This window comes from Planococcus sp. PAMC 21323, assembly GCF_000785555.1.
Taxonomy (GTDB): Bacteria; Bacillota; Bacilli; order Bacillales_A; family Planococcaceae; genus Planococcus.
Genome location: NZ_CP009129.1, coordinates 998840 through 1023954, shown reverse-complemented (window position 1 = coordinate 1023954; position 25115 = coordinate 998840). Strand labels below are relative to the sequence as shown.

Annotated in this window: 16 protein-coding genes, 22 tRNA genes and 3 rRNA genes; 7 read left to right on the top strand and 34 right to left on the bottom strand. The window is 42.5% G+C overall.

Annotation, left to right across the window (positions count from 1 at the left end):
- Positions 1 to 140 precede the first annotated feature (140 nt).
- Positions 141 to 1052 (top strand): 1,4-dihydroxy-2-naphthoate polyprenyltransferase, encoded by a 912-nt coding sequence (locus PLANO_RS05205; protein WP_038703415.1) that lies wholly within the window; start codon positions 141 to 143, stop codon positions 1050 to 1052.
- Between the two features lie 125 nt (positions 1053 to 1177).
- Entirely contained in the window at positions 1178 to 2143 is a 966-nt protein-coding gene (locus PLANO_RS05200; protein ID WP_038703414.1) for a DMT family transporter, read from the top strand.
- A gap of 13 nt (positions 2144 to 2156) precedes the next feature.
- On the opposite strand, the gene PLANO_RS05195 is transcribed toward PLANO_RS05200, so the two are convergent.
- The 26 genes from PLANO_RS05195 to PLANO_RS05070 all read right to left on the bottom strand — a co-directional run bounded on the left by PLANO_RS05195 (position 2157) and on the right by PLANO_RS05070 (position 10353).
- A tRNA-Glu gene (locus PLANO_RS05195) sits at positions 2157 to 2228 on the bottom strand.
- A gap of 6 nt (positions 2229 to 2234) precedes the next feature.
- Positions 2235 to 2325: transfer RNA gene (locus tag PLANO_RS05190), tRNA-Ser, on the bottom strand.
- Positions 2326 to 2329: 4 nt separating this feature from the next.
- A tRNA-Asn gene (locus PLANO_RS05185) sits at positions 2330 to 2404 on the bottom strand.
- 1 nt (position 2405) lies between these two features.
- Positions 2406 to 2482: transfer RNA gene (locus tag PLANO_RS05180), tRNA-Ile, on the bottom strand.
- 14 nt (positions 2483 to 2496) lie between these two features.
- Positions 2497 to 2570: transfer RNA gene (locus PLANO_RS05175), tRNA-Gly, on the bottom strand.
- A gap of 6 nt (positions 2571 to 2576) precedes the next feature.
- Positions 2577 to 2652: transfer RNA gene (locus PLANO_RS05170), tRNA-Phe, on the bottom strand.
- A 17-nt stretch (positions 2653 to 2669) separates the two neighbouring features.
- Positions 2670 to 2745 (bottom strand) — tRNA-Asp (locus PLANO_RS05165).
- A 3-nt stretch (positions 2746 to 2748) separates the two neighbouring features.
- Positions 2749 to 2825, bottom strand: a tRNA-Met gene (locus tag PLANO_RS05160).
- 64 nt (positions 2826 to 2889) lie between these two features.
- Positions 2890 to 2982: transfer RNA gene (locus tag PLANO_RS05155), tRNA-Ser, on the bottom strand.
- A 15-nt stretch (positions 2983 to 2997) separates the two neighbouring features.
- Positions 2998 to 3074: transfer RNA gene (locus PLANO_RS05150), tRNA-Ile, on the bottom strand.
- An 8-nt stretch (positions 3075 to 3082) separates the two neighbouring features.
- A tRNA-Met gene (locus PLANO_RS05145) sits at positions 3083 to 3156 on the bottom strand.
- 21 nt (positions 3157 to 3177) lie between these two features.
- Positions 3178 to 3253 (bottom strand) — tRNA-Ala (locus PLANO_RS05140).
- A gap of 6 nt (positions 3254 to 3259) precedes the next feature.
- Positions 3260 to 3336: transfer RNA gene (locus PLANO_RS05135), tRNA-Pro, on the bottom strand.
- A gap of 29 nt (positions 3337 to 3365) precedes the next feature.
- Positions 3366 to 3442: transfer RNA gene (locus tag PLANO_RS05130), tRNA-Arg, on the bottom strand.
- Positions 3443 to 3461: 19 nt separating this feature from the next.
- Positions 3462 to 3550: transfer RNA gene (locus tag PLANO_RS05125), tRNA-Leu, on the bottom strand.
- A 27-nt stretch (positions 3551 to 3577) separates the two neighbouring features.
- Positions 3578 to 3652, bottom strand: a tRNA-Gly gene (locus tag PLANO_RS05120).
- Positions 3653 to 3658: 6 nt separating this feature from the next.
- Positions 3659 to 3743, bottom strand: a tRNA-Leu gene (locus PLANO_RS05115).
- A gap of 26 nt (positions 3744 to 3769) precedes the next feature.
- A tRNA-Lys gene (locus tag PLANO_RS05110) sits at positions 3770 to 3845 on the bottom strand.
- Positions 3846 to 3852: 7 nt separating this feature from the next.
- Positions 3853 to 3928: transfer RNA gene (locus tag PLANO_RS05105), tRNA-Thr, on the bottom strand.
- A gap of 7 nt (positions 3929 to 3935) precedes the next feature.
- Positions 3936 to 4011: transfer RNA gene (locus tag PLANO_RS05100), tRNA-Val, on the bottom strand.
- Between the two features lie 10 nt (positions 4012 to 4021).
- A 5S ribosomal RNA gene (gene rrf / locus PLANO_RS05095) occupies positions 4022 to 4137 on the bottom strand.
- A 138-nt stretch (positions 4138 to 4275) separates the two neighbouring features.
- Positions 4276 to 7209, bottom strand: a 23S ribosomal RNA gene (locus PLANO_RS05090).
- 120 nt (positions 7210 to 7329) lie between these two features.
- Positions 7330 to 7405, bottom strand: a tRNA-Ala gene (locus PLANO_RS05085).
- Positions 7406 to 7413: 8 nt separating this feature from the next.
- Positions 7414 to 7490, bottom strand: a tRNA-Ile gene (locus tag PLANO_RS05080).
- 122 nt (positions 7491 to 7612) lie between these two features.
- A 16S ribosomal RNA gene (locus tag PLANO_RS05075) occupies positions 7613 to 9162 on the bottom strand.
- The 16S, 23S and 5S rRNA genes sit together here with 22 tRNA genes alongside, the layout of an rRNA operon.
- Positions 9163 to 9450: 288 nt before the next feature.
- Positions 9451 to 10353: a DMT family transporter gene (locus PLANO_RS05070; RefSeq protein WP_038703413.1), complete on the bottom strand. Its 903-nt coding sequence runs from the start codon at positions 10351 to 10353 to the stop codon at positions 9451 to 9453.
- 106 nt (positions 10354 to 10459) lie between these two features.
- On the opposite strand from PLANO_RS05070, the gene PLANO_RS05065 reads away from it, so the two are divergent.
- On the top strand, positions 10460 to 11188 hold the full coding sequence (locus PLANO_RS05065) for an MgtC/SapB family protein (RefSeq protein WP_038703412.1): 729 nt from the start codon (positions 10460 to 10462) through the stop codon (positions 11186 to 11188).
- A gap of 15 nt (positions 11189 to 11203) precedes the next feature.
- Positions 11204 to 12190, top strand: coding sequence for a cation diffusion facilitator family transporter (locus tag PLANO_RS05060; protein ID WP_038703411.1), 987 nt, complete (start codon positions 11204 to 11206; stop codon positions 12188 to 12190).
- Positions 12191 to 12227: 37 nt separating this feature from the next.
- Here the strand turns inward: PLANO_RS05060 and PLANO_RS05055 are convergent, their stop codons facing one another.
- The 4 genes from PLANO_RS05055 to pruA form a co-directional block, all read right to left on the bottom strand.
- The gene (locus PLANO_RS05055) at positions 12228 to 13391 is read right to left on the bottom strand and encodes an iron-containing alcohol dehydrogenase (RefSeq protein WP_038703410.1); all 1164 of its coding nucleotides are present in this window, start codon (positions 13389 to 13391) and stop codon (positions 12228 to 12230) included.
- Between the two features lie 109 nt (positions 13392 to 13500).
- Positions 13501 to 14745, bottom strand: a complete 1245-nt coding sequence (locus tag PLANO_RS05050) for a Glu/Leu/Phe/Val family dehydrogenase (RefSeq protein WP_038703409.1) — start codon at positions 14743 to 14745, stop codon at positions 13501 to 13503.
- A gap of 81 nt (positions 14746 to 14826) precedes the next feature.
- On the bottom strand, positions 14827 to 16020 hold the full coding sequence (locus tag PLANO_RS05045) for an ornithine--oxo-acid transaminase (RefSeq protein ID WP_038703408.1): 1194 nt from the start codon (positions 16018 to 16020) through the stop codon (positions 14827 to 14829).
- A gap of 76 nt (positions 16021 to 16096) precedes the next feature.
- Positions 16097 to 17641: an L-glutamate gamma-semialdehyde dehydrogenase gene (gene pruA, locus PLANO_RS05040; RefSeq protein ID WP_038703407.1), complete on the bottom strand. Its 1545-nt coding sequence runs from the start codon at positions 17639 to 17641 to the stop codon at positions 16097 to 16099.
- 139 nt (positions 17642 to 17780) lie between these two features.
- Between pruA and PLANO_RS05035 the strand changes: the two genes are divergently transcribed.
- Positions 17781 to 19094: a sigma-54-dependent Fis family transcriptional regulator gene (locus PLANO_RS05035; protein WP_038703406.1), complete on the top strand. Its 1314-nt coding sequence runs from the start codon at positions 17781 to 17783 to the stop codon at positions 19092 to 19094.
- Between the two features lie 25 nt (positions 19095 to 19119).
- Here the strand turns inward: PLANO_RS05035 and yugI are convergent, their stop codons facing one another.
- The gene (gene yugI / locus PLANO_RS05030; RefSeq protein WP_038703405.1) at positions 19120 to 19494 is read right to left on the bottom strand and encodes a S1 domain-containing post-transcriptional regulator GSP13; all 375 of its coding nucleotides are present in this window, start codon (positions 19492 to 19494) and stop codon (positions 19120 to 19122) included.
- Positions 19495 to 19580: 86 nt separating this feature from the next.
- Positions 19581 to 22214, bottom strand: a complete 2634-nt coding sequence (locus PLANO_RS05025) for a hypothetical protein (RefSeq protein WP_231554774.1) — start codon at positions 22212 to 22214, stop codon at positions 19581 to 19583.
- 120 nt (positions 22215 to 22334) lie between these two features.
- Here PLANO_RS05025 and PLANO_RS05020 point away from each other — a divergent pair, with 120 nt between their 5' ends.
- Positions 22335 to 23669 carry a sodium-dependent transporter gene (locus tag PLANO_RS05020; RefSeq protein ID WP_038703403.1) on the top strand — a complete coding sequence of 445 codons (1335 nt, stop codon included), beginning with the start codon at positions 22335 to 22337 and terminating at the stop codon, positions 23667 to 23669.
- A gap of 106 nt (positions 23670 to 23775) precedes the next feature.
- The gene (locus tag PLANO_RS05015) at positions 23776 to 23979 is read left to right on the top strand and encodes a helix-turn-helix domain-containing protein (protein WP_008497679.1); all 204 of its coding nucleotides are present in this window, start codon (positions 23776 to 23778) and stop codon (positions 23977 to 23979) included.
- Between the two features lie 56 nt (positions 23980 to 24035).
- Here the strand turns inward: PLANO_RS05015 and PLANO_RS05010 are convergent, their stop codons facing one another.
- Positions 24036 to 24296, bottom strand: a complete 261-nt coding sequence (locus PLANO_RS05010) for a DUF1871 family protein (RefSeq protein ID WP_038703402.1) — start codon at positions 24294 to 24296, stop codon at positions 24036 to 24038.
- A gap of 91 nt (positions 24297 to 24387) precedes the next feature.
- Positions 24388 to 25086 carry a peptidylprolyl isomerase gene (locus PLANO_RS05005; RefSeq protein ID WP_038703401.1) on the bottom strand — a complete coding sequence of 233 codons (699 nt, stop codon included), beginning with the start codon at positions 25084 to 25086 and terminating at the stop codon, positions 24388 to 24390.
- Positions 25087 to 25115: the final 29 nt, after the last annotated feature.

Below are 25115 nucleotides of genomic sequence, written 5' to 3'. Positions count from 1 at the left end.
GTTTATTCCACTCACTGTTTCACTTTTTAATCTCTACCCTCTATCATACTCTTTTCTGCTAAAATCAGCACATCATTTGCTGTATTCCACACTATTTTAAAGTACAATGAAGAGTGGAAAGAATTAAAGGAGAGATTAAGATGACACATTCACTACAAGCAGATAGCGGATGGCGCGTATGGTGGCAATTAACACGTCCGCATACACTAACCGCTTCGTTCGCTCCCGTATTCCTTGGAACGATGATTGCTTTACAGTATTCCCCGATCGATTGGATTTTATTCCTATCTATGCTTGTTGCCAGTTTATTGATCCAAGCAGCGACCAATATGTTCAATGAATATTACGATTTTGCGAGAGGTCTAGACAATGAAAATTCTGTCGGGATTGGCGGTGCCATAGTTCGAAATGGAGTAAAACCAAAAACTGTTTTAGCTTTAGCATTCGTTTTTTATGGTATTGCTGCAGTTATCGGCATTTACATTTGTTCACAAACTAGCTGGTGGCTTTTAGTTGTAGGTGCAGTTTCTATGGCAATTGGCTACTTCTATACAGGTGGTCCTTACCCGATTGCTTATACGCCATTTGGCGAACTTTTTTCAGGCGTAGTCATGGGCTATTTAATTGTTATTATCGCCTTTTATATCCAAACCGGCATGATCACACTTGAAGCTTCTCTTTTAGCTATACCAAGTACGTTGTTAGTAGCAGCTATTATGCTAGCTAATAATATTCGTGATATCGTTGGAGATGAAGAAAGTGGGCGTAAAACACTTGCGATTTTAGTCAAAAGACCGACTGCTGTGAACATACTGATGGCATTTTTCGTTTTAGCCTATGCCTGGATTATAGTTCTTGTTATTGCAGGAACATTAACCCCATGGACTTTACTCGTTTTCCTTAGCATCATAAAACCGATTAAAGTGGTTCAAATTTTCAAACGTCATACAGCACCGTTAAAAGTTATGCCCGCCATGCAAGACACAGGAAAAACAAATACACTATTTGCTTTATTACTTGGTGTTGGTTTACTAATTGAATATCTTCTTTAATTAGAATATCAAAAGGGATTTCAGCTGAAATCCCTTTTTTTGTATCCAAATAAAGTTTTGTAGAACTATCGTTTATGCGTTATAGTTGATAAATAATTCAAAATACTTAGTAAGGAGTATATTAAGTGAAACCCATTATAATTGGTATCATTGCCGCATTTTTCTTCGCATTTACATTTGTATTAAATGCCACAATGGAAGCTAGTGGCGGTAGTTGGATTTGGAGTGCTTCTTTACGTTATCTTTTCATGATTCCTTTCTTACTATTAATCGTTATATCCAGAAAAAACTTAAAACCTTTATTACAAGAAATGAACAAAAGCAAAAAAGCATGGCTCATATGGAGCTTTGTAGGATTTGGATTATTTTATGCTCCTCTTTGTTTTGCAGCAGCTTATTCTCCTGGGTGGTTAATCGCAGGCACTTGGCAAATTACGATCATTGCAGGTACACTGCTTGCTCCCTTATTTCTCATCACTATACATACTAAAGAAGGAGCAGTTCAGCTAAGAGGTAAAATTCCAGTAAAAGGACTACTAATTTCTTTTATTATATTAGCGGGAGTTAGTCTCATGCAGTTAGAAAATATCGCGATCGTCTCTTCTGCCACATTGTGGCTTGGTTTCGTCCCTGTTCTTCTGGCAGCATTCGCTTACCCACTCGGTAACAGAAAGATGATGGAAGTTTGCGACGGTAGATTGGATGCCTATCAAAGAGTTTTAGGAATGACATTAGCAAGTCTTCCCTTCTGGTTTATATTGTCGCTATATGGATTACTTACAGTTGGCGGACCATCTGCTTCACAAAGCTTCCAAACCTTAATTGTTGCGATTAGTTCGGGCGTAATTGCCACAGTATTATTCTTCAAAGCTACAGATCTTGTTCGAGGAAACATGCAGAAGTTAGGTGTAGTTGAAGCAACTCAGTCAATGGAAGTTTTATTTGCTTTAGCTGGAGAAATTCTTTTCTTATCGATAGCGTTACCTTCAGGATTATCATTAATTGGGATTGTGATTGTGATGGTTGGAATGGTTCTTCATAGTCAAAATTCAACTAAAACGAAAAAAAGAGTCATGCAATTAAATGCATGACTCTTTTTTATGATGACCCCTACGGGATTCGAACCCGTGTTACCGCCGTGAAAGGGCGGTGTCTTAACCGCTTGACCAAGGGGCCAAATACTGGCGGAGAAGGAGGGATTTGAACCCTCGCGCCGGTTGCCCGACCTACACCCTTAGCAGGGGCGCCTCTTCAGCCACTTGAGTACTTCCCCAGTATGGCTCCGAAGGTAGGACTCGAACCTACGACCATCGCATTAACAGTGCGGTGCTCTACCACTGAGCTACTTCGGAATGGTGGGCCTAAATGGACTCGAACCATCGACCTCACGCTTATCAGGCGTGCGCTCTAACCAGCTGAGCTATAGGCCCATATGTAATAATTATGGAGCGGGTGGGGGGAATCGAACCCCCATCATCAGCTTGGAAGGCTGAGGTTTTACCACTAAACTACACCCGCATAAAATGGTGGGTCAGGACGGAATCGAACCGCCGACACTTAGAGCTTCAATCTAATGCTCTACCGACTGAGCTACTGACCCACTACATTAAATAAAAATGGCGGTCCCGACCGGGATCGAACCGGCGATCTCCTGCGTGACAGGCAGGCATGTTAACCGCTACACCACGGGACCATTTGGTTGCGGGGGCAGGATTTGAACCTGCGACCTTTGGGTTATGAGCCCAACGAGCTACCGAACTGCTCCACCCCGCGACAATAATATAGGTACTAATATCCAACATTTTTTAAAAATAATTGTCCACACATTTAGAAAAAATGGAGGAGGAAGAGGGATTCGAACCCCCGCGGGATTTGACTCCCCTGTCGGTTTTCAAGACCGATCCCTTCAGCCAAACTTGGGTATTCCTCCGTGATAAAATACAAATGGTGGACCTTGCAGGACTCGAACCTGCGACCGGACGGTTATGAGCCGTCTGCTCTAACCAACTGAGCTAAAGGTCCTAAAAAAGTGGCGGCAGAGGGGATCGAACCCCCGACCTCACGGGTATGAACCGTACGCTCTAGCCAGCTGAGCTACGCCGCCGGGATCTTTAATGTAATGAGTTGGTGGAGCCTAGCGGGATCGAACCGCTGACCTCCTGCGTGCAAGGCAGGCGCTCTCCCAGCTGAGCTAAGGCCCCATTGTTTGGTCGGGAAGACAGGATTCGAACCTGCGACCCCTTGGTCCCAAACCAAGTGCTCTACCAAGCTGAGCTACTTCCCGAACTTAGGTGCTGAGTTTTTTAAAAAATATGGTGCGCCCGAGAGGACTCGAACCTCTAACCGCTTGATTCGTAGTCAAGTACTCTATCCAATTGAGCTACGGGCGCATGATGCTATTGATGTAAATGGTGCCGAGGACCGGAATCGAACCGGTACGGTAGTCACCTACCGCAGGATTTTAAGTCCTGTGCGTCTGCCAGTTCCGCCACCCCGGCTAAGGGTCGGTAACGTTGAAAATCATATGGAGCGGAAGACGAGGTTCGAACTCGCGACCTCCACCTTGGCAAGGTGGCGTTCTACCACTGAACTACTTCCGCAAAAAATGGTGCGGGTGAAGGGAGTCGAACCCCCACGCCCGAAGGCGCTAGATCCTAAGTCTAGTGCGTCTGCCAGTTCCGCCACACCCGCGTGGCATTATTAAATTTAGAATAAAATGGTGAGCCATGAAGGATTCGAACCTTCGACCCTCTGATTAAAAGTCAGATGCTCTACCAACTGAGCTAATGGCTCGAAATAGTGGTGCCGGAGAAAGGAGTCGAACCCTCGACCTACTGATTACAAGTCAGTTGCTCTACCAACTGAGCTACTCCGGCAAAAAAATGGTGGAGGATGACGGGATCGAACCGCCGACCCTCTGCTTGTAAGGCAGATGCTCTCCCAGCTGAGCTAATCCTCCGATATGTATTGCCCAGCGACGTCCTACTCTCACAGGGGGAAACCCCCAACTACCATCGGCGCAAAAGAGCTTAACTGCCGTGTTCGGGATGGGAACGGGTGTGGCCTCTTTGCCATCATCACTGGACTATTTGGTTTTGAAAGACAAGATTCATTATACCAGTATATCACTGGTTTATTCAAGCTTTTTTTCAAAAACTTTTTCTTATTCTTTCAAAACTGGATAAACGACATTGGAACATGCAAGATCTTCGCCTACAGTTTGTTGGTTAAGTCCTCGATCGATTAGTATTCGTCAGCTGCACGTGTCGCCACGCTTCCACCTCGAACCTATCTACCTCATCGTCTTTGAGGGATCTTACTTGCTTGCGCAATGGGAAATCTCATCTTGAGGGGGGCTTCGTGCTTAGATGCTTTCAGCACTTATCCCGGCCACACATAGCTACCCAGCGATGCCCTTGGCAGAACAACTGGTACACCAGCGGTGTGTCCATCCCGGTCCTCTCGTACTAAGGACAGCTCCTCTCAAATTTCCTGCGCCCGCGACGGATAGGGACCGAACTGTCTCACGACGTTCTGAACCCAGCTCGCGTACCGCTTTAATGGGCGAACAGCCCAACCCTTGGGACCGACTACAGCCCCAGGATGCGATGAGCCGACATCGAGGTGCCAAACCTCCCCGTCGATGTGGACTCTTGGGGGAGATAAGCCTGTTATCCCCGGGGTAGCTTTTATCCGTTGAGCGATGGCCCTTCCATGCGGAACCACCGGATCACTAAGCCCGTCTTTCGACCCTGCTCGACATGTACGTCTCGCAGTCAAGCTCCCTTCTGCCTTTACACTCTACGAATGATTTCCAACCATTCTGAGGGAACCTTTGGGCGCCTCCGTTACTCTTTAGGAGGCGACCGCCCCAGTCAAACTGCCCGCCTGACACTGTCTCCCAAGCCGATCAGGCTTGTGGGTTAGAATTTCAATACAACCAGGGTAGTATCCCACTGACGCCTCCTCCGAAGCTGGCGCTCCGGAATCTCAGGCTCCTACCTATCCTGTACAAGTTGCACCAAAATTCAATATCAGGCTACAGTAAAGCTCCACGGGGTCTTTCCGTCCTGTCGCGGGTAACCTGCATCTTCACAGGTACTATAATTTCACCGAGTCTCTCGTTGAGACAGTGCCCAGATCGTTACGCCTTTCGTGCGGGTCGGAACTTACCCGACAAGGAATTTCGCTACCTTAGGACCGTTATAGTTACGGCCGCCGTTTACTGGGGCTTCAATTCGCACCTTCGCTTGCGCTAAGCACTCCTCTTAACCTTCCAGCACCGGGCAGGCGTCAGCCCCTATACGTCACCTTACGGTTTTGCAGAGACCTGTGTTTTTGCTAAACAGTCGCCTGGGCCTATTCACTGCGGCTCTCTCGGGCTATTCACCCTACCAGAGCACCCCTTCTCCCGAAGTTACGGGGTCATTTTGCCGAGTTCCTTAACGAGAGTTCACTCGCTCACCTTAGAATTCTCTTCTCGCCTACCTGTGTCGGTTTGCGGTACGGGCACCTCCCGCCTCGCTAGAGGCTTTTCTTGGCAGTGTGAAATCAGGGACTCTAAGGGTAAACCCTCTTGCCATCACAGCTCAACGTATCAGGAATGGGATTTGCCTCATTCCACGCCTCACTGCTTGGACGTGCACAACCAACGGCACGCTCTCCTTATCCTTCTGCGTCCCCCCATTGCTCAAACGGCGGGGAGGTGGTACAGGAATATCAACCTGTTGTCCATCGTCTACGCCTATCGGCCTCGACTTAGGTCCCGACTAACCCTGAGCGGACGAGCCTTCCTCAGGAAACCTTAGGCATTCGGTGGACGGGATTCTCACCCGTCTTTCGTTACTCATACCGGCATTCTCACTTCTAAGCGCTCCACCAGTCCTTCCGGTCTGACTTCTACGCCCTTAGAACGCTCTCCTACCACGGATCTCTTACGAGATCCATCCACAGCTTCGGTAATCCGTTTAGCCCCGGTACATTTTCGGCGCAGTGTCACTCGACCAGTGAGCTATTACGCACTCTTTAAATGATGGCTGCTTCTAAGCCAACATCCTGGTTGTCTAAGCAACGCCACATCCTTTTCCACTTAACGGATATTTGGGGACCTTAGCTGGTGGTCTGGGCTGTTTCCCTCTTGACTACGGATCTTATCACTCGCAGTCTGACTCCCAAGCATAAATCACTGGCATTCGGAGTTTGTCTGAATTCGGTAACCCGGGATGGGCCCCTAGTCCAAACAGTGCTCTACCTCCAGGATTCTCTATCTTGAGGCTAGCCCTAAAGCTATTTCGGAGAGAACCAGCTATCTCCAGGTTCGATTGGAATTTCTCCGCTACCCACACCTCATCCCCGCACTTTTCAACGTGCGTGGGTTCGGGCCTCCAGTAAGTGTTACCTTACCTTCACCCTGGACATGGGTAGATCACCTGGTTTCGGGTCTACAACTACATACTCTGGCGCCCTATTCAGACTCGCTTTCGCTGCGGCTCCGCCTTCTCAGCTTAACCTTGCATGTAATCGTAACTCGCCGGTTCATTCTACAAAAGGCACGCCATCACCCATTAACGGGCTTTGACTACTTGTAGGCACACGGTTTCAGGATCTATTTCACTCCCCTTCCGGGGTGCTTTTCACCTTTCCCTCACGGTACTGGTTCACTATCGGTCACTAGGAAGTATTTAGCCTTGGGAGATGGTCCTCCCAGATTCCGACGGAATTTCACGTGTTCCGCCGTACTCAGGATCCACTCTGGAGGGGTAGGGTTTTCGGCTACGGGGCTGTTACCCGCTGTGGCGGACCGTTCCAGGTCGCTTCGCCTAATCCTACCTTTTGTAACTCCGTATAGAGTGTCCTACAACCCCAAGAGGCAAGCCTCTTGGTTTGGGCTGATCCCGTTTCGCTCGCCGCTACTCAGGGAATCGCATTTGCTTTCTCTTCCTCCAGGTACTTAGATGTTTCAGTTCCCTGGGTCTGCCTTCTCATGTGCTATAGATTCACACATGGATACTACCCGATTAAAGGTAGTGGGTTCCCCCATTCGGAAATCTCCGGATCATCGCTCACTTACAGCTCCCCGAAGCATATCGGTGTTAGTGCCGTCCTTCTTCGGCTCCTAGTGCCAAGGCATCCACCGTGCGCCCTTTCTAACTTAACCAATGGTTAATTAAAAAGTTGTGACCAATGGTCACGCGTACTTGAATTTCTTGCATTTGTTTCAATGTCGTTTTATCCAGTTTTCAAAGAACAAGTTCATCATTTCTGCGTACAAAATGATTGGTGGAGCCTAGCGGGATCGAACCGCTGACCTCCTGCGTGCAAGGCAGGCGCTCTCCCAGCTGAGCTAAGGCCCCAAGAAGAATGGTGGGCCTAAATGGACTCGAACCATCGACCTCACGCTTATCAGGCGTGCGCTCTAACCAGCTGAGCTATAGGCCCTCTTGAGTATAATTGTCTTACTGATAAGAAGATTTTTTTCAATGTTGCCATTGAAGGTGAACCTTCAAAACTGAACGCAAAACGTCAACCCCGAGAAAACTCGGTTCCGAATTTATCCTTAGAAAGGAGGTGATCCAGCCGCACCTTCCGATACGGCTACCTTGTTACGACTTCACCCCAATCATCTGTCCCACCTTCGGCGGCTGGCTCCACAAGGGTTACCTCACCGACTTCGGGTGTTACAAACTCTCGTGGTGTGACGGGCGGTGTGTACAAGGCCCGGGAACGTATTCACCGTGGCATGCTGATCCACGATTACTAGCGATTCCGGCTTCATGCAGGCGAGTTGCAGCCTACAATCCGAACTGAGAACGGTTTTATGGGATTGGCTCCCCCTCGCGGGTTGGCAACCCTTTGTACCGTCCATTGTAGCACGTGTGTAGCCCAGGTCATAAGGGGCATGATGATTTGACGTCATCCCCACCTTCCTCCGGTTTGTCACCGGCAGTCACCTTAGAGTGCCCAACTGAATGCTGGCAACTAAGATCAAGGGTTGCGCTCGTTGCGGGACTTAACCCAACATCTCACGACACGAGCTGACGACAACCATGCACCACCTGTCACCACTGTCCCCGAAGGGAAAAGTGTATCTCTACACCGGGCAGTGGGATGTCAAGACCTGGTAAGGTTCTTCGCGTTGCTTCGAATTAAACCACATGCTCCACCGCTTGTGCGGGCCCCCGTCAATTCCTTTGAGTTTCAGCCTTGCGGCCGTACTCCCCAGGCGGAGTGCTTAATGCGTTAGCTGCAGCACTAAGGGGCGGAAACCCCCTAACACTTAGCACTCATCGTTTACGGCGTGGACTACCAGGGTATCTAATCCTGTTTGCTCCCCACGCTTTCGCGCCTCAGCGTCAGTTACAGACCAGAAAGTCGCCTTCGCCACTGGTGTTCCTCCACATCTCTACGCATTTCACCGCTACACATGGAATTCCACTTTCCTCTTCTGCACTCAAGTTCTCCAGTTTCCAATGACCCTCCACGGTTGAGCCGTGGGCTTTCACATCAGACTTAAAGAACCGCCTGCGCGCGCTTTACGCCCAATAATTCCGGACAACGCTTGCCACCTACGTATTACCGCGGCTGCTGGCACGTAGTTAGCCGTGGCTTTCTGGTGAGGTACCGTCAAGGTACCAGTAGTTAGTTGGTACTTGTTCTTCCCTCACAACAGAGTTTTACGATCCGAAAACCTTCGTCACTCACGCGGCGTTGCTCCGTCAGACTTTCGTCCATTGCGGAAGATTCCCTACTGCTGCCTCCCGTAGGAGTCTGGGCCGTGTCTCAGTCCCAGTGTGGCCGATCACCCTCTCAGGTCGGCTACGCATCGTCGCCTTGGTAGGCCATTACCCCACCAACTAGCTAATGCGCCGCGGGCCCATCCTGCAGTGACAGCCGAAACCGTCTTTCCGTGCAGCCTCAGGAGAGGCCGCAAACTATTCGGTATTAGCACCGGTTTCCCGGAGTTATCCCGATCTGCAGGGCAGGTTGCCCACGTGTTACTCACCCGTCCGCCGCTAAACAATGGGAGCAAGCTCCCAATGTTCCGCTCGACTTGCATGTATTAGGCACGCCGCCAGCGTTCGTCCTGAGCCAGGATCAAACTCTCCATTATAGAGTAGTGTTGATTGCTCAATACTGCTGGCGTATCGCCGTCCGAAGACGCACGATTCGCTTTGATCTGCGTAAGGCTGATCAGTAAGTTTTGCGCGGGCCGTTTTGCGCGACCGTTGCTATTTGTTGACGTTTTGCTGTTCAGTTTTCAAGGTTCAATTTGTTTGCCGCGCTCATTGGCGACTTTATTAATATATCCTGTTTCAATCTCGATGTCAATACTATTTCAAAATATTTTTCCGAGTTGTCTTAAGGACATATATAAATATAAACCGCCACGCGCGAAAAATCAAGCCTTTATTTTTAAAAAGTACTTTTTAATTTTATTGTAGTCTGTAACAAACAGCATAATCCCCGCTAACACTACACTTCCCCCAACAATTTGAGATACCGTTAAGTATTCCCCGAGTATAAAATAGGCAAGTATAGCAGCACCTATGGGTTCAAAAAGGATAGCGATCGAGATAACGTTCGTACTTACCCACTTTAAAGCCCAATTGAATAAAGTGTGTCCTAACAAGTTTGGAATGATTGCCAATAATAAAAACCACATCCATTCCGAAGTTGGATAAGGTCCGAATGACTCTCCTTTTAATACAATATAGAAGAATAATGTTATTGTACTGATGCTATAAACTACAAATGTATATGTAACTAACGACAATCTCTTGCGTACATCTTGACCAAATAACAAATAAGTTGTAATTAACGCACAAGCAATTAAGGCCAATAAATCTCCATAAAGAGCACTTCCACTTACTTTGAAATCGCCATACCCAATTAACACACTACCCAATATTGCAATTGCACCAGACAGGAGCGTTTTAATAGAGAGTTTCTCTTTGAAAAAGAAATACGTACCCGCAAAAGCGAATAAGGGTTGCAATGTCACAAGCACCGTTGAACTGGCTACCGATGTGTAATTAAGCGATTCAAACCATAGAATGAAATGAAATGCTAAAAATACGCCAGCTACCGAAGCAAAAATCCAATCTCTTTTGCTTAACTTTTTGATTTCATGGGTATATTTTAGTAAGAAGACCGGACTCATGATTAATACAGAGAATAACATACGGTAAAAAGCTGTTACTCCAGAATCCGCAGTTGTCATCTTCACAAAAATTGCTGACAATGCTACCGAGAAAACCCCTATAATGATAGGGATATATGGATGAATAGCCGGTTTTTCCATGTCCACACCTCTTCTTCTAATCTTTCTTTACCGACAGCCACTAAATTAGTTTGCCACTTTCTACATCCAGAATCAATATAAGATAATATAAATGGAGGTTTTCTTTATGGAGTTTTTCAGTGCTTTGGAAGTTTCTTCATTAGAAACTTTCTTTAAACTTCTTATAGCTGCTCTATTGAGTTTAGTAATTGGTTTAGAAAGAGAATTAAAACGAAAACCTGTTGGATTAAAAACCAGTATCGTTATTTCAACATTTAGTTGTTTAATCACAATTATCTCCATTGAATCTGCCTATATTGCACAAGGCAGTGAATATGATAATGTTAATATTACAATGGATCCTTTACGTCTAGCCTCACAGATCGTTTCAGGTATTGGATTTTTAGGAGCTGGCGTGATTTTAAAGCGCGGAAATGATTCTATTTCGGGGTTAACGACCGCAGCTATGATTTGGGGTGCAGGTGGAATTGGTATTGCTGTTGCAGCAGGATTTTATATCGAAGCCGTAACAGCAGTACTTATTGTTCTTTTTGCAATAGAAGTGTTACCCCCACTTCTTTTTAAATTCGGACCAACTCGGCTAAAAATGGTCGAAGCAAACATTAAAGTAGTGGTTACTGAACGTTCAGCTATTCGGGAGGTGTTAGATGAATTAAAAGCAGGTGGTTCTATTGTAGAAAGTTTGTCCATTACCCATTCAGACAAGGAAAGCTCTTTTTCTTCTCATGAGTTATCAATTCGTATGTCTGTTTCAAACGATAAAGATACCATTGATCTTTATCAAGAACTATCGGATATGGAAAAAGTTAAGGAAGTAGAAATTGAACTAATTTAATTTAGGAGGAGTTTTATGAAAGAGTTTTTTGGTTTACTGAAAAAGGGCAATAAGCCGTCATTGACGGCAGCAATCATTAATACATTTATCGCAATTATGAAAGGTGTAGCATTCTTTTTTACCGGAAACGTTGCCATGTTCGCTGAAACAATGCACTCGATCGGAGATGCGGCTAACCAATACTTTGTTTTTATCGGTTCAGCTCTTTCTAAGAAAGCACCAACAAAAAAGTTCCCGAATGGTTTTGGGCGCTTATTGAATATTGTACTCTTAGGTGCGGTACTTATCGTTGGAGTCATGGCTTATGAAACAATTATTGAAGGATGGCATCAATTATCCGCTCCAGTAGAAGCTGAAGGATTCATTATAAGTGTCGTGGTATTATCTATCGCTATTCTTCTTGAATTTTTTGTTCTATATAAAGCGGGTAAAGAAATTCTGCATGAAGCAGGAGTCACAGGTGGAGCAATGGCACCTCTTACAACAAGCTTTGCCCATTTAAATCGAGCAAAACCTGCTACAAAATTAGTGTTCTTAGAAGATTTAGTCGCTACTGCAGGTGGGGTTTTAGCATTGGTTGCTGTATTGATTGCACATTATACAGGGTTTCTACAAGTTGAAGGTGCTGCGTCTATCGCAATCGGTCTTATGATGCTGTATGTTGTCGGCAAAGTCTTTATGGATAATGCACGTGGAGCAATCGGTGAAACAGATGAACAAATGGTCAACCACATCGCTCACATCTTAAGTGATCATCCCGATGTTCGAGACATCCGCGAGTTAGAAGTAGTGAAAGAAGGAGAATTCCTTCATGTGGAAACTAAAATTGAAGTCGATCCACAACTAACTGTGATTCAAGCTGATGCTTTACAAGATCGTTTAGCAGAAATAATTCTAAGTCAACCAAGTGTAGATGACGTTATCGTTTCACTTGATGCAGATGATGGTGAAACACATTGGAAGCATTTAAGTAAACGTCCAGAAAATCTTAATCCAAAATAAACAAAAGGCTCAACGCTTAAGCGCTGAGCCTTTTTTCTTATAGTGAAGCTTGTAAAATTTCTTTTACGTCTTCGCCTTTTAATTTTGCAAAGTTACCGAACTCACCATAGACCATCGCTTTATCAACCATTGAATCGATTTTTGAATCATCGATATCATAGTAGTCTAAACGAGTTGGTGCGCCTAATGAAGTCCAGAATGCTGACAAGCGATCGATTCCTTCATAAGCGATTTCTTCTTCTGACTTACCTTCTGGATTTACGTCAAATACGCGAACTGCCATTTGAGCAAAACGAGCTGGATTTACTTTTACATTATGACGCATCCATTGCGGGAATAAAATTGCTAATCCGCCAGCATGTGGGATGTCGTAAACTGCAGACACTGCATGTTCGATATTATGTGAACCCCAGTCTCCTCTATAACCCATTTCGAGGAATTTGTTCAATGCCATAGTACCTGCGAACATAATTGTTTCGCGGTGCTCATAGCTTTGAAGGTCATCCATTAATTTCGGCGCTGTTTCGATCACTGCTTTCAACACACCTTCACACATCCGGTCTTGAACTGGCGTGCTCGTTGCATCATTGAAATATTGTTCAAAGATGTGAGACATCATATCCACAATTCCGTAAACTGTGTGGTTTTCCGGTACTGTTAACGTATATGTTGGATCTAGTATTGAAAATTGTGGAAATGATAACGGGCTTCCCCAGCCATATTTCTCTTGAGTTTCTTCATTTGTAATAACTGATCCTGCATTCATTTCTGAACCTGTTGCAGCAATAGTTAATACTGTTCCAAAAGGTAGGGCTTCTTCTGGCTGTGCTTTACGAGAAACTAGGTCCCATGCATCGCCGTCGTATTTCGCGCCACAAGCGATAAGTTTTGTACAGTCAATAACTGAACCTCCACCAACTGCTAACAGCATATCAATGCCTTCTTTTTTACAAATTTCGATCCCTTTTTTAGCGGTTGAAATACGTGGATTAGGTTCGACTCCTGCTAGTTCAAAAACTTCAAGATTAGCTTCAGCTAAAGTTTGAATAACTTCGTCATAAAGACCGCTTTTTTTAACGCTGCCTCCACCATATACTAGCAATACTTTCTTACCAAATTTCGGCAACTCTTCTTTCACAGCTTTAAGCTGACCCTGACCAAAAATAAGTTTTACTGGGTTGTAAAATGAAAATGCGTTCATCCAATCATCCTCCTCTATTCAAATCATATTATGAAGTTATGCCAAGTAAATTGCAAAAGATTGAGACGGAAAAACCGCCCGGAATAAATTCCAGGCGGTTTTTTATGTCTTAAACCCAACCACGGAAGCGTGAAGCTTCTGCAGTTCTACGAGCGCCGACCATATATGCTGCTAAACGCATATCAATATTACGAGTAGTTGCCACGTTATATACGTTTTCAAATGCGTCGATTAATTTCTTGTTAAGTTTTTCGTCGACTTCTTCTTGTGTCCAATAATAACCTTGGTTATTTTGTACCCACTCAAAGTAAGAAACTGTAACTCCACCAGAACTTGCTAGAACGTCAGGTACCAAAAGAATACCACGCTCTGTTAGCATTTTCGTTGCTTCTGCAGTTGTTGGGCCGTTAGCTGCCTCAACTACAATAGAAGCTTTAATGTCGTTAGCATTTTCTTTTGTGATTTGATTAGCGATAGCTGCAGGTACTAAAATGTCACAATCCAATTCAAATAATTCTTTATTTGTAATGGTGTTGTCAAACAATGTAGTAACTGTTCCAAAGCTGTCACGGCGATCTAGTAAATAATCAATATCCAAACCATCTGGGTCATGAAGAGCACCATATGCGTCTGAAATCCCTACTACTTTCGCACCTGCGTCATGAAGGAATTTCGCAAGGAAACTTCCTGCATTCCCAAAACCTTGAATAACAACGCGTGCACCTTGCATATCCAAACCACGTTTTTTTGCTGCTTCGTTAATACAAATGGTTACACCTTGAGCAGTTGCTTTGTCACGGCCTTGAGATCCACCAAGAACAATCGGCTTACCTGTAATAAAACCAGGTGAGTTAAATTCATCAATTTTGCTGTATTCATCGTACATCCAAGCCATGATTTGTGAGTTGGTGAATACATCTGGTGCTGGAATATCTTTGTTTGGTCCAACAAATTGACTAATTGCGCGGACATATCCACGGCTCAATTTCTCAATCTCGTGCATGGACATTTCGCGTGGGTCACAAATAATGCCACCTTTTGCTCCGCCGTAAGGTAATTCTACAATTCCACATTTTAATGTCATCCACATTGATAAGGCAATTACTTCTTCACGATTTACATCCGGGTGGAAACGAACTCCACCTTTTGTCGGACCAACCGCATCACTGTGTTGTGCGCGGAATCCGGTAAAGACTTTTGTTTTGCCATCATCCATACGGACCGGAATGCGTACTTCTAACATTCTCATTGGTTCTTTTAAAAGCTCGTACATCGCCTCTTCGTATCCAAGCTTATCTAATGCAGTTTTAATAACATCCTGCGTAGACGTCAACAAGTTCAAGTTTTCAGCCATTGTATTAATTCGCCTCTTTATAATTAGTATTTACTCAGCAACTAGTGTAACACATTTGGAGATTTATTTACCATGAAGAACTTAATTAGCGAATACTTTTTGGATGCGTTCGATCGCCCAATCCAATTCTTCTTTTGTGATAATCAAAGGTGGAGCGAAACGAATAACTGTATCATGTGTTTCTTTACATAATAGACCTAATTCTTTTAACTGTTCGCAATACGGTCTTGCTGCTTCTGTTAATTCCATACCGATAAATAACCCACGGCCTCTAACTTCTTTTACAGAAGGGTGTGTGATTTCACGTAATTTGCCCATGAAATATTCACCTAGTTCTTGAGAGCGTTCTGATAATTTTTCATCAAGTAAAACTTCTAATGAAGCAACTGACACTGCACATGCAAGTGGGTTCCCACCGAAAGTCGAACCGTGTGATCCTGGGTTGAATACGCCAAGAATGTCTTTATTAGCAACCACACATGAAATCGGGAATACTCCTCCGCCAAGTGCTTTTCCTAAAATATACATGTCCGGGTTTACATCTTCCCATTCACAAGCAAACATTTTCCCTGTACGTGCAAGGCCACATTGAATTTCATCCGCAATAAATAGTACGTTGTTTTCGCGGCAAAGTTCTCTTGCAGCTTTTAAGAATCCTTCAGGAGGCATAATAATTCCTGCTTCTCCTTGAATTGGTTCGATTAAGAATGCAGCAGTGTTTGGTGTAATGGCATTTTTCAATGCTTCTAAATCTCCAAAAGGAATTAAGTTAATGCCTGGTAGCATTGGTCCAAAGCCTCTACGGTATTCAGGATCTGATGATAAAGAAACAGCTGTCATCGTACGACCGTGGAAGTTTCCGTCGCAAGCAATAACTTCTGCTTGATTTTCAGCAACGCCTTTTACATCATAAGCCCAACGACGCGCAGCTTTGAAAGCGGTCTCAACTGCTTCCGCACCAGTATTCATTGGTAACGCCATTTCTTTACCTGAAATATCGCAAATTAATTGGTACCATGGAGCTAATTTGTCGTTATGGAAAGCCCGTGACGTTAATGTAACGCGGTCTGCTTGATCTTTTAATGCTTGAATAATTTTCGGGTGACGGTGACCTTGGTTAACAGCCGAATAAGCCGACAACATATCCATAAATTTATTGCCTTCTGGATCTTTTACCCATACACCTTCTGCCTCTGTGATAACGATTGGAAGTGGATGATAGTTATTAGCACCAAATTTTTCTGTTTGTTCAATAATAGTTTGTGTTTGTGTCATGTAATTTCCTCCTTTTTTAAAAAAAGGCAGACCTTAGTCCGCCTTTTAATGAATTATTATACCATTTGGTGATAGATTAATACATTTCAGAAGTAGTTTTTGCTTGCATGTGAAGAACGATATAATCTGGGCCGCCTGCTTTTGAGTCAGTTCCAGACATATTGAATCCACCGAATGACTGATATCCAACGATCGCGCCTGTGCAGCCGCGGTTGAAGTATAAGTTACCAACATGGAACTCTTCACGCGCTTTTTCAAGGTTAGCACGGTTGTTAGTGATAACTCCGCCAGTTAAACCGTATTCTGTATTGTTCGCAATTTCTAGTGCATGGTCAAAATCTTTAGCTTTCATCAATCCTACAACTGGACCAAAGATTTCTTCCTGCATAATACGAGCTTGTGGGTCAAGGTCAGCGAAGACAGTTGGGTTTACGAAGAAACCTTTAGAATTGTCTCCGTCTCCACCAGCTACAAGACGTCCTTCTTGTTTACCAATTTCGATATAGCTCATGATTTTATCGTACGAGTTGCCATCAATAACTGGCCCCATGTAGTTTGATTGATCAGTAGGGTCACCGATTGTCAATTCTTTTGTCAATTCGATAACGCGTTCAAGTACTGTATCGTACACATCTTCAACGATAACTGCACGTGATCCAGCCGAACATTTTTGTCCACTAAAGCCGAAAGCAGATTTCACAATTGATTGTGCTGCAAGCTCAAGGTCTCCGTCTTTATCGATGACCATCGTGTTTTTACCGCCCATTTCAGCGATCAAGCGTTTCATCCAGATTTGTCCTTTGTTTACTTTAGAAGAACGTTCTGCAATGCGAAGACCTACTTCTTTTGAACCTGTAAATGAGATAAAGCGAGTGTTCGGGTGATCGACTAAGTAGTCGCCCACTTCAGCTCCTGGTCCAGGAATAAAGTTAACAACGCCTGCAGGCATTCCCGCTTCTTCAAGAACTTCGATAAACTTATAAGCAACAACTGGAGTTGTCGATGCTGGTTTTAATAGCACTGTGTTACCTGCTACCATCGCTGCAACAGCTGTTCCAGCCATGATTGCGAAAGCAAAGTTCCAAGGTGAGATAACAACGCCTACTCCCAATGGAATATAGTCGTAACGGTTATCTTCGCCCGGACGGCTTTCTACATGCATACCGTCTTTAAGACGTAGCATTTGACGAGCATAGTATTCCATGAAGTCAATTGCTTCAGCTGTATCTGCATCTGCTTCGTTCCAAGGCTTACCTGCTTCTTTTGTTAAAAGTGCAGAGAATTCGTGTTTGCGACGACGTACAATCGCAGCTGCTCTCATTAACACATCTGCGCGAATTTCAGGTTTTACTTTTTTCCATGTTTTAAAAGCTTCATCAGCTGCTTGCATTGCTTGTTCAGCTAATTCTTTATTTGATTTTGAAACTCGTCCGATCAATTCCTCTTTGTTAGCTGGGTTGAAAGAAATAATTTTATCTTCAGTAGTGATTCGTTCTCCACCAATAATTAACGGATAATCTTGTCCTAAATAAGCTTCAACTGTTTTCAAGCCCTCTAGATAATCTGTGCGATTCTTCTCAATTGAAAAATCTGTGAATGGTTCGTGTTTGTAGGGAATCATGTAAATCCTCCTTGAGTTTTATGTGAGCGCAAAAAAAATTTGCACTTTTAAACTGTTTCCACTTATAATAATGCAAAAGATTGTTGCATAATTCAAGTGTTTTCGTTTAAAAAGTCAAAATAATTTTGGAGTGAGTGTTTTGAAACCGGAAGATATCGATTTATCACCGTTTTATAAATTTGCTGGAGAGCACGTGGCTATTGGGATTCACGCCATCGATACAAAAGGAAAAACGATTTTATACAATAATAAAATGCGTGAAATTGAAGGCTTTGATTTTGAGGAACTTGCCGACCGTTCATTGCTTGAAATGTTTCGTTTTGACCAACACGAGAGTACTTTACTACAAGTGTTGCAAAGTGGTACACCTGTTTTTAGCGTTAAACAAACTTATTGGAACCGCAAAGGTCAGGAAATAACTACGATCAATGATACCTACCCTGTAGTGGAAAAAGGTGCGTTAATTGGTGCAATTGAATTATCTAGAGATGTTACTACACTTGAAAGAGTAATTTACCAACCGTTAAAAAAATACGATGAACCGATCACCTTTTCTGCAATATCCGCTGTTTCAAAAAGCATGAAAAAAGTTATCGATACTGCTGAAAAAGCTGCAACTGCAAAACTACCGGTCTTATTAGTTGGTGAATCAGGAACTGGTAAAGAATTAATTGCTGAGGCTATTCACTGGGCACAATCTTCTATTAGACATATGTATACACTCTACTGCCACGGAACAGACGGCACCATCATTGACAAATTAGGAGAAGATATTAAGCAAATGGGCGATGGAACGATTTACTGTGAAAGAATTGATTTGTTACCTTTGGCTTTGCAGGAGCAATTATTGACAATGGCCGAGGAACGTTCGCGTGGAAATACGTATTTTATCGCCAGTGTAGGTGAAGACCCGGTCGAATTGATCGCATCAAACAAACTACTAAAAGATTTGTATTATTTCTTTGCGGCAATGACGATTAAAGTTGAACCATTGAGATCGCGCAAAGAAGATATTTTACCGTTTGTAGAGGATTACTTTTCCCGCCATCGCATGAAAGTAGGATCCGTCGTTCATGGACTTGATGCTGAAGTAACGGAATTATTGCATGACTACGATTGGCCAGGAAATTTAAAAGAACTTGAGTTATTGCTTGATGAAGTCACTTCTATGTTGACTACGCAGGAAATTGTAACGGCAGATATGTTGCCCCATCACTTTAAGTTAAAGAGTCATGATAACGGTACGCAAAAACCTGAAGATTTTATCGTTCAGTCTACTACGGAGTTATTGCCACTGGAGGAATATTTGTTTGAAGCTGAAATGTATTACTTACAAAAGGCGATGGATTTGCATAATGGCAATGTAACGAAAGCTGCAGCTGCTCTTGGTATGAGCCGTCAAAATCTTCAATACCGTTTACGGAAAATCAAAAAAAACGAAGCGCAGACATAATGTCTACGCTTCGTTTTTTACTTTCTTACTGTCCAGAACGTTTGATCCACTCTTGCATTTTTTCTTTCAAAGAGTTGAATCCTTCAGAATCACTTTCGTTCACGTGTGACTGAAGAGATTGTTTTGGTTTTTCAGTTTTTTGAGCTGCTACTGGCTGCTCTTGAAGTGCGCGGATTGATAAGCTGATTTTTTTAGATTTCGAATCAACTTCCAATACTTTCACGTCAACTTCTTGTCCTACTTCCAAATATTCACTAACTTCTTTCACGTAACCGTGAGTGATTTCTGAAATGTGAACCAATCCTTGAGTTTGGTCATCTAAAGCTACGAATGCGCCGTATGGCTGGATTCCTGTAACTTTTCCTGAAACCGTATCGCCTGTTTGGTATGTTTTTGTCATGTTTACCCGCTCCTAGTCATATCTAATTATCCTATACACCTGTTGGCATCTGTATATTATAGCACAACTATGGGCTGAGAGTAAAACTAGTATTTATATATATTTCTCATTCGCCACCCTTTTTCCATTTTGTCCATATAGAAATACTGTTCGTGTGTACTTTCAGAAGTCCCCATTTTATATTTAGTTTCTATAGATCCATCATACCCTGAAGAAACAAAAGGCGTAAAATGTGACTTAAATGTTAGTTCTACCAATTCGGAAAGTGGAAGGAGGTTGTACATCTCAGAAAAAGCCAGAAATTCTTCGTCTGCTATGTCAAGTCCTGGCACTAATTGTTTCATAGTTGGAACATCTTCTTCTTCAATAGCTTTAAAAAAGAGTCCCGCTATTTCACTCGGTTTTGCATTTTCTATATATCGTTTTTCGTGACTTACAGCAAACGCATTGTACAAAGACTCAACTTGCTGTTTAAATTTCTGATCTCCTTCAAGCAAATCATGACTTTCATAATGTCTGTAGTCGATTTGCCAAATATGGTCTTTTTCCGAAACTAACATCAAATCCAGTTGTTCCTCAAATTCGTCCATATTGACTTGAGGATAAATATAAATTTTTTCTTTTATACGTTGCTTAGTTGATTCAGCAGACAATTCGACCCATCTTGCTTTTTCGGTAATTTTAGGAATTTGTCTCCACTGTTGTTGATAAACTTTGAGAGCCGGCTTTAATGGACTATCTGCTAACAAATACCATTGTGTCTCTGAGTCCTCGATTTCATTGGCATAATGATACATAAACAGCACATCCAAAGGTGGTACCCCTGCTAATAATTGCAAATCATGACTTGTTTTAAACGAGTTGTATAAATCCTTTATTCGGCTATAATCGAAATCTTTCATATCCACTAATGCATCTTCAATCATTAAATCACCATTGGGTAATTTAGCGGCAAGTTCTCCTGACTTTTCCATATCTACTGCATCTGATAGATGATGAAATTCCAATTGCTCATAGGATTTTGAAGTAGTCCAACCACTAGCTTCCATTTCATCTAAGATGGGTAACATGATATAAGCCATTGGATTGGACGTAGCGATGCGGTTCCAAGCGTTTTGGTACTCTAATTTGACTGTGCCATTTTTGTCAAATATCGCCGTATTTTCAGTACCTTTAACCAGTTGCCAAAAAATCTGCTGATAAGCAATATCTATTCCATCGTATAAGGAAGTATCTGTCTCTTCCTGTAACAAAGCTTGCTCCATCGATAAAAGCTGTTCTGTGATTTGTTCCAAGCTCCATAAAAACCCACTATCGTCTAAAAAAGGGTCTCCTCCCAACCAACTTAAATACTGAGAAGCGTAAGGATCGCTGTTAATCAGTTGTTGGCCATAAAGCAGGTCAACGCTTCGTATCGCTCTGAACCGTTCCTTGTTAGAATGAACGATGATCATTTGATTGTATTCAGGTAGAGCTCTTACAACTAACTGCAACTCTTCAGGATAATTATGAGATTGAGCCATTAGCTTTTCTGTAGATAATTGTTCCATGTCTTCTATTCCATCTAATTCAGATTGGTATTTTATCAATAGTTTGTCCACAAAGTCTCGTAGCTCGCCTGTTTTCGAGGTATATTGCAATAAAAAGTCTTCTGTTTCAGAAGACAACATATTGTGACTAGATAAAGATTTGACCATTCCTTGTGGTGTTTCAATTTGTCTAAACAGACGGTTAACTTTCGATTCCATTTCAATCGGATTGTCTTTTAACGACTCTATTGCTTTCTCGCTAAAAACGAGTGCCATTTCTTTATCTGCTTTTTTTACATAATCAAACTTTTTATATTGCTCTTCTGTAATTCCTAACCGTTTGGGCGATGTTCTTTTTATGTCTTCATACTGATTGCGCCATTCTTCGATTTTTTCATCCGTAATGGTTTCCATTTCTTGTTGTTCTGCCGATTCCTTAGTTTCCGTTGATTGGTCGTTCATGGCAAAGCTTGCTCCGACAACAGTGGCTAAAAAAATACATGCAGCTCCTAGTATAAAGCTTGTTTTTTTTCGGGTAGATTGTGGAACAGGACTGGACTTTAGTTTTTCAGAAACCACTTTTTCTGTTAAATTATGAATTTCTTGCTCAAGCGGCAAAGGTAGAACAAGGCGTAGATAGGATTTCTCCAGCATTGAAAATCGTTGCTTTAATTGCACTTGGTCTAACTTTAGTGTTTCTTGAATGGATTGCGTCCCTGTATTTATCAACTCTTCTATTTGTTGTTCTGTTTTTTCTGTGATGCGACAAATAGTTGCTAACGAGTAACTATGAAAATGAATGAGTACTATAGATATTTGTTGGTCTTTTTCTAGATTTTGCAACTCTAAATGCAATTCATTGTCTTCTTGAAAACTTAAAATATTAGCTTGTTCACTGTTTTCATCATCGAAATCATGTTTGTATAGCTGTTCTATTACGATTTGATAAAGCCTTACTTTTGCTTGGTTTTCTTCAGTTTTATCGAGTTCTTTTTGAAATTGTTGTAAAATTAGTTGCTGAAATTCAGGTAAGTTTTTTAAAGGAATACCTAATTGAAAGGCAAATCGTCCCAAGTCCGGCAGCTTATCCTCAACCCATTTGTCGAATGCTTCCTCATTTCCTTTTTGAGCTTTAGTGTAGTCACTTGCCGTTAGAGACATCGTTCCACTCCCTGTCGTCTGAATAATCATTTTTTTCAAGATAATACTTCATACTACGATTCTTAAAGAAGGACGTTTCAAAAAACTGCTACTTTTTTTAGTGCAGCTCGTGTAAAATGAGGAAATCTATACGAAATAGGAGTGATAATTTTGAAAACACGTGACCAATGGAGTTCTAAGTTTGGCTTTATATTAGCGGCAGCAGGAAGCGCCATCGGCTTAGGAGCAATTTGGAAATTTCCATATGAAACCGGTGCGAATGGCGGCAGTGTCTTTATCTTACTGTTTATACTTAGTACAGTACTAATCGGCTTGCCCGTTTTACTTGCTGAATTTGTAATTGGTCGTAGAGGTCAAGCAGATGCGGTTAGTGGACTTAAAAAACAAGCACCCGGCAAACCGTGGTATTTAATTGGCTGGTCTGGATTTTTCTTTTCATTTCTAATTTTGTCTTTTTACAGTGTTGTTGGCGGTTGGGTATTGTCTTACTTGGGTCGCTCCATCCTGTTTCAGCTGTCTGGATTAGAAGATAGTGAATTTGCCGACTTGTTTGGTGGAATCATTACAAATCCGTGGGAAGTGCTAATCGCTCAAGCTGCCTTCATGGGCTTAACTGTTTGGATTGTAGCAGGAGGCATTAAAGGCGGGATTGAACGTGCAAGCAAAATCATGATGCCTGCGTTACTCATTTTCTTCGTTGTGTTAATGGTTCGTTCATTAACGCTTGATGGCGCAATGGAAGGCGTACGTTTTATGTTTGTTCCTGACTGGTCTTTCTTTAATTTTGAAACTGCATTAGTTGCACTTGGTCAAGCGTTCTTCTCGCTAAGTGTGGGTGTTGCAGGGATGATAACTTACGCTTCTTATTTATCAAAATCAGAAAACTTAACACGCTCATCCGTTAGTGTAGTGTCTTTAAACATTGTTATTTCAATAATGGCAGGGTTGATCATTTTCCCAGCAGTGTTTGCTTTAGGTTATACACCTGACCAAGGCCCTGGATTGGTATTTATCATTTTACCCGCTATTTTTGACCAATTGTTTATGGGGCAATTTTTAATGATTATCTTCTTTATTTTATTACTATTTGCAACTTTAACTTCTTCGATTTCTATGTTGGAAATTGCAGTTTCAATTGGTGTTAAAAGTAAATATGATCGTCGTCGCCGGATTGCCATCATTTTTGGCTTAATGATTTTCATCGTCGGAATTCCAAGTGCATTGTCTTTCGGTGTTATGCCACAAGAAGTTTTCTTCGGGATGACATTCTTCGATCTAATGGACACATTAACAAGTAGAATCGGCTTACCACTCGGTGCATTGTTTACTGCGATTTTCGCAGGCTATGTGTTAACAAAAGAAGATGTGCATAATGAATTGTCTCAACAAAAAATTTGGGTCGACATTTGGCGTGTACTCGTGCGTTACGTTGCACCAGCCGCTATCATCGTCGTGTTTATCCGTGGCTTAATCGCTATTTTTTAATCTAAATAGTCTAAAAACCGCCATAACTTAAACCTACCTTAATGTTTCTTTACATGATAGTATTGTATTATAGAAGAAAGTTCCATATGAGAAGGAGTGCATAAATATGAAAAAAGAGTTACACGCACAATTAAAAGCGCTTCGCGAAGAACGCAACTTGTCACTAGACGAACTGGCATTAAAAACACGTATTGGGATTGCTAGACTTCAAGCCTTTGAAAGTGGTGAAGAAGTTCCATCAACCCAAAATATCATGATTCTTTCAAATGCATTAGAAGTACCTGCTTCAAATTTAGTAGACGGCTTATAATTTTAGAAATCCATAAAAAAGAGCGTCCGGCAAATATGCCGGACGCTCTTTTTGTTTTAAATGATGTGTTTTGCTTCGAACTTAATCGCGATTAATTTGTAGGAAATGTCTACACATTGCTCTAAAGGAATCCACTTTCCAAATGAACTTTCATAGCTCCTTTGGATGGCTTTTGCAAGCTCTGATGGATGATCAACAACTTGCAACTCTGTAATTACATTGCCAATTTCTTGTCCATATGATTCCGAACCTATAGCAAATGGATCCCAATACTTCATGATGTCAACAGCTTTTCTGTTCATTTCATTCATACCCATCGGTTTCACCTAACATTTCTCTATCGTTAGGGCTATAATAGCACATAACCGAAAAAAGAAAAGCTGCAAGTGCTTCGAAACAACGGTTTTGTTATTGCTGAAGTATATCGATCGATTCGATAACGATGTCGTCTACTGGCTTATCACTTACGGTTTCAACTGTGGCAATCGCATCGACCACATCTAACCCTTCAATTACTTGACCGAAAACAGTATGCCCTCCGTCAAGCCAAGGCGTACCTCCTAGTTCCAAATAAGCATCTTGAAGTTCTTGTGGGTACTCTTTTTTAAACATATCCTCTGTCACCTCAGGGGCTTGGACAATGAAAAATTGACTGCCATTTGTTCCAGGTCCAGCATTGGCCATAGATAAAGCTCCTCGAATATTAACGAGATGATCGTTAAATTCATCTTCAAATGGTGCACCGTAAATACTTTCACCCCCACCACCTGTACCGGTAGGATCTCCTGTTTGTAACATAAAGTTTTCGATAACTCGGTGGAAAGTCAAACCATCGTAATAGCCTTCTTCAGCAAGAGTCAGAAAGTTTTCAACTGTCTTTGGTGCGATCTCTGGAAATAGTTTGATTTTCATCATTCCCACCGATGTATTGAGTTCGACTAATGCTTCGTTTTCAGCAACTTCTGTCGAAAGTTGTGGATAGCCTTCAACTTCAACTTGAACCGGACTAGTTTCAGTTGTTGTTTCCACTTGTGTTTTTTCTGGTTCGTTTGAACAGGCACTCAGTACGAATGCCATTAAAACTGGTATGATTATTATTTTTTTCATCTTTTCACCCCATTTTTATTTTAGCATAG

Excerpts from the sequence above, each read along its gene's own strand:
- PLANO_RS05205 (WP_038703415.1), top strand. The coding sequence starts at position 141 with ATGACACATTCACTACAAGCAGATAGCGGATGGCGCGTATGGTGGCAA.
- PLANO_RS05070 (WP_038703413.1), bottom strand. The coding sequence starts at position 10,353 with ATGGAAAAACCGGCTATTCATCCATATATCCCTATCATTATAGGGGTT.
- PLANO_RS05065 (WP_038703412.1), top strand. The coding sequence starts at position 10,460 with ATGGAGTTTTTCAGTGCTTTGGAAGTTTCTTCATTAGAAACTTTCTTT.
- PLANO_RS05060 (WP_038703411.1), top strand. The coding sequence starts at position 11,204 with ATGAAAGAGTTTTTTGGTTTACTGAAAAAGGGCAATAAGCCGTCATTG.
- PLANO_RS05055 (WP_038703410.1), bottom strand. The coding sequence starts at position 13,391 with ATGAACGCATTTTCATTTTACAACCCAGTAAAACTTATTTTTGGTCAG.
- PLANO_RS05050 (WP_038703409.1), bottom strand. The coding sequence starts at position 14,745 with ATGGCTGAAAACTTGAACTTGTTGACGTCTACGCAGGATGTTATTAAA.
- PLANO_RS05045 (WP_038703408.1), bottom strand. The coding sequence starts at position 16,020 with ATGACACAAACACAAACTATTATTGAACAAACAGAAAAATTTGGTGCT.
- pruA (WP_038703407.1), bottom strand. The coding sequence starts at position 17,641 with ATGATTCCCTACAAACACGAACCATTCACAGATTTTTCAATTGAGAAG.
- yugI (WP_038703405.1), bottom strand. The coding sequence starts at position 19,494 with ATGACAAAAACATACCAAACAGGCGATACGGTTTCAGGAAAAGTTACA.
- PLANO_RS05025 (WP_231554774.1), bottom strand. The coding sequence starts at position 22,214 with ATGATTATTCAGACGACAGGGAGTGGAACGATGTCTCTAACGGCAAGT.
- PLANO_RS05015 (WP_008497679.1), top strand. The coding sequence starts at position 23,776 with ATGAAAAAAGAGTTACACGCACAATTAAAAGCGCTTCGCGAAGAACGC.
- PLANO_RS05010 (WP_038703402.1), bottom strand. The coding sequence starts at position 24,296 with ATGGGTATGAATGAAATGAACAGAAAAGCTGTTGACATCATGAAGTAT.
- PLANO_RS05005 (WP_038703401.1), bottom strand. The coding sequence starts at position 25,086 with ATGAAAAAAATAATAATCATACCAGTTTTAATGGCATTCGTACTGAGT.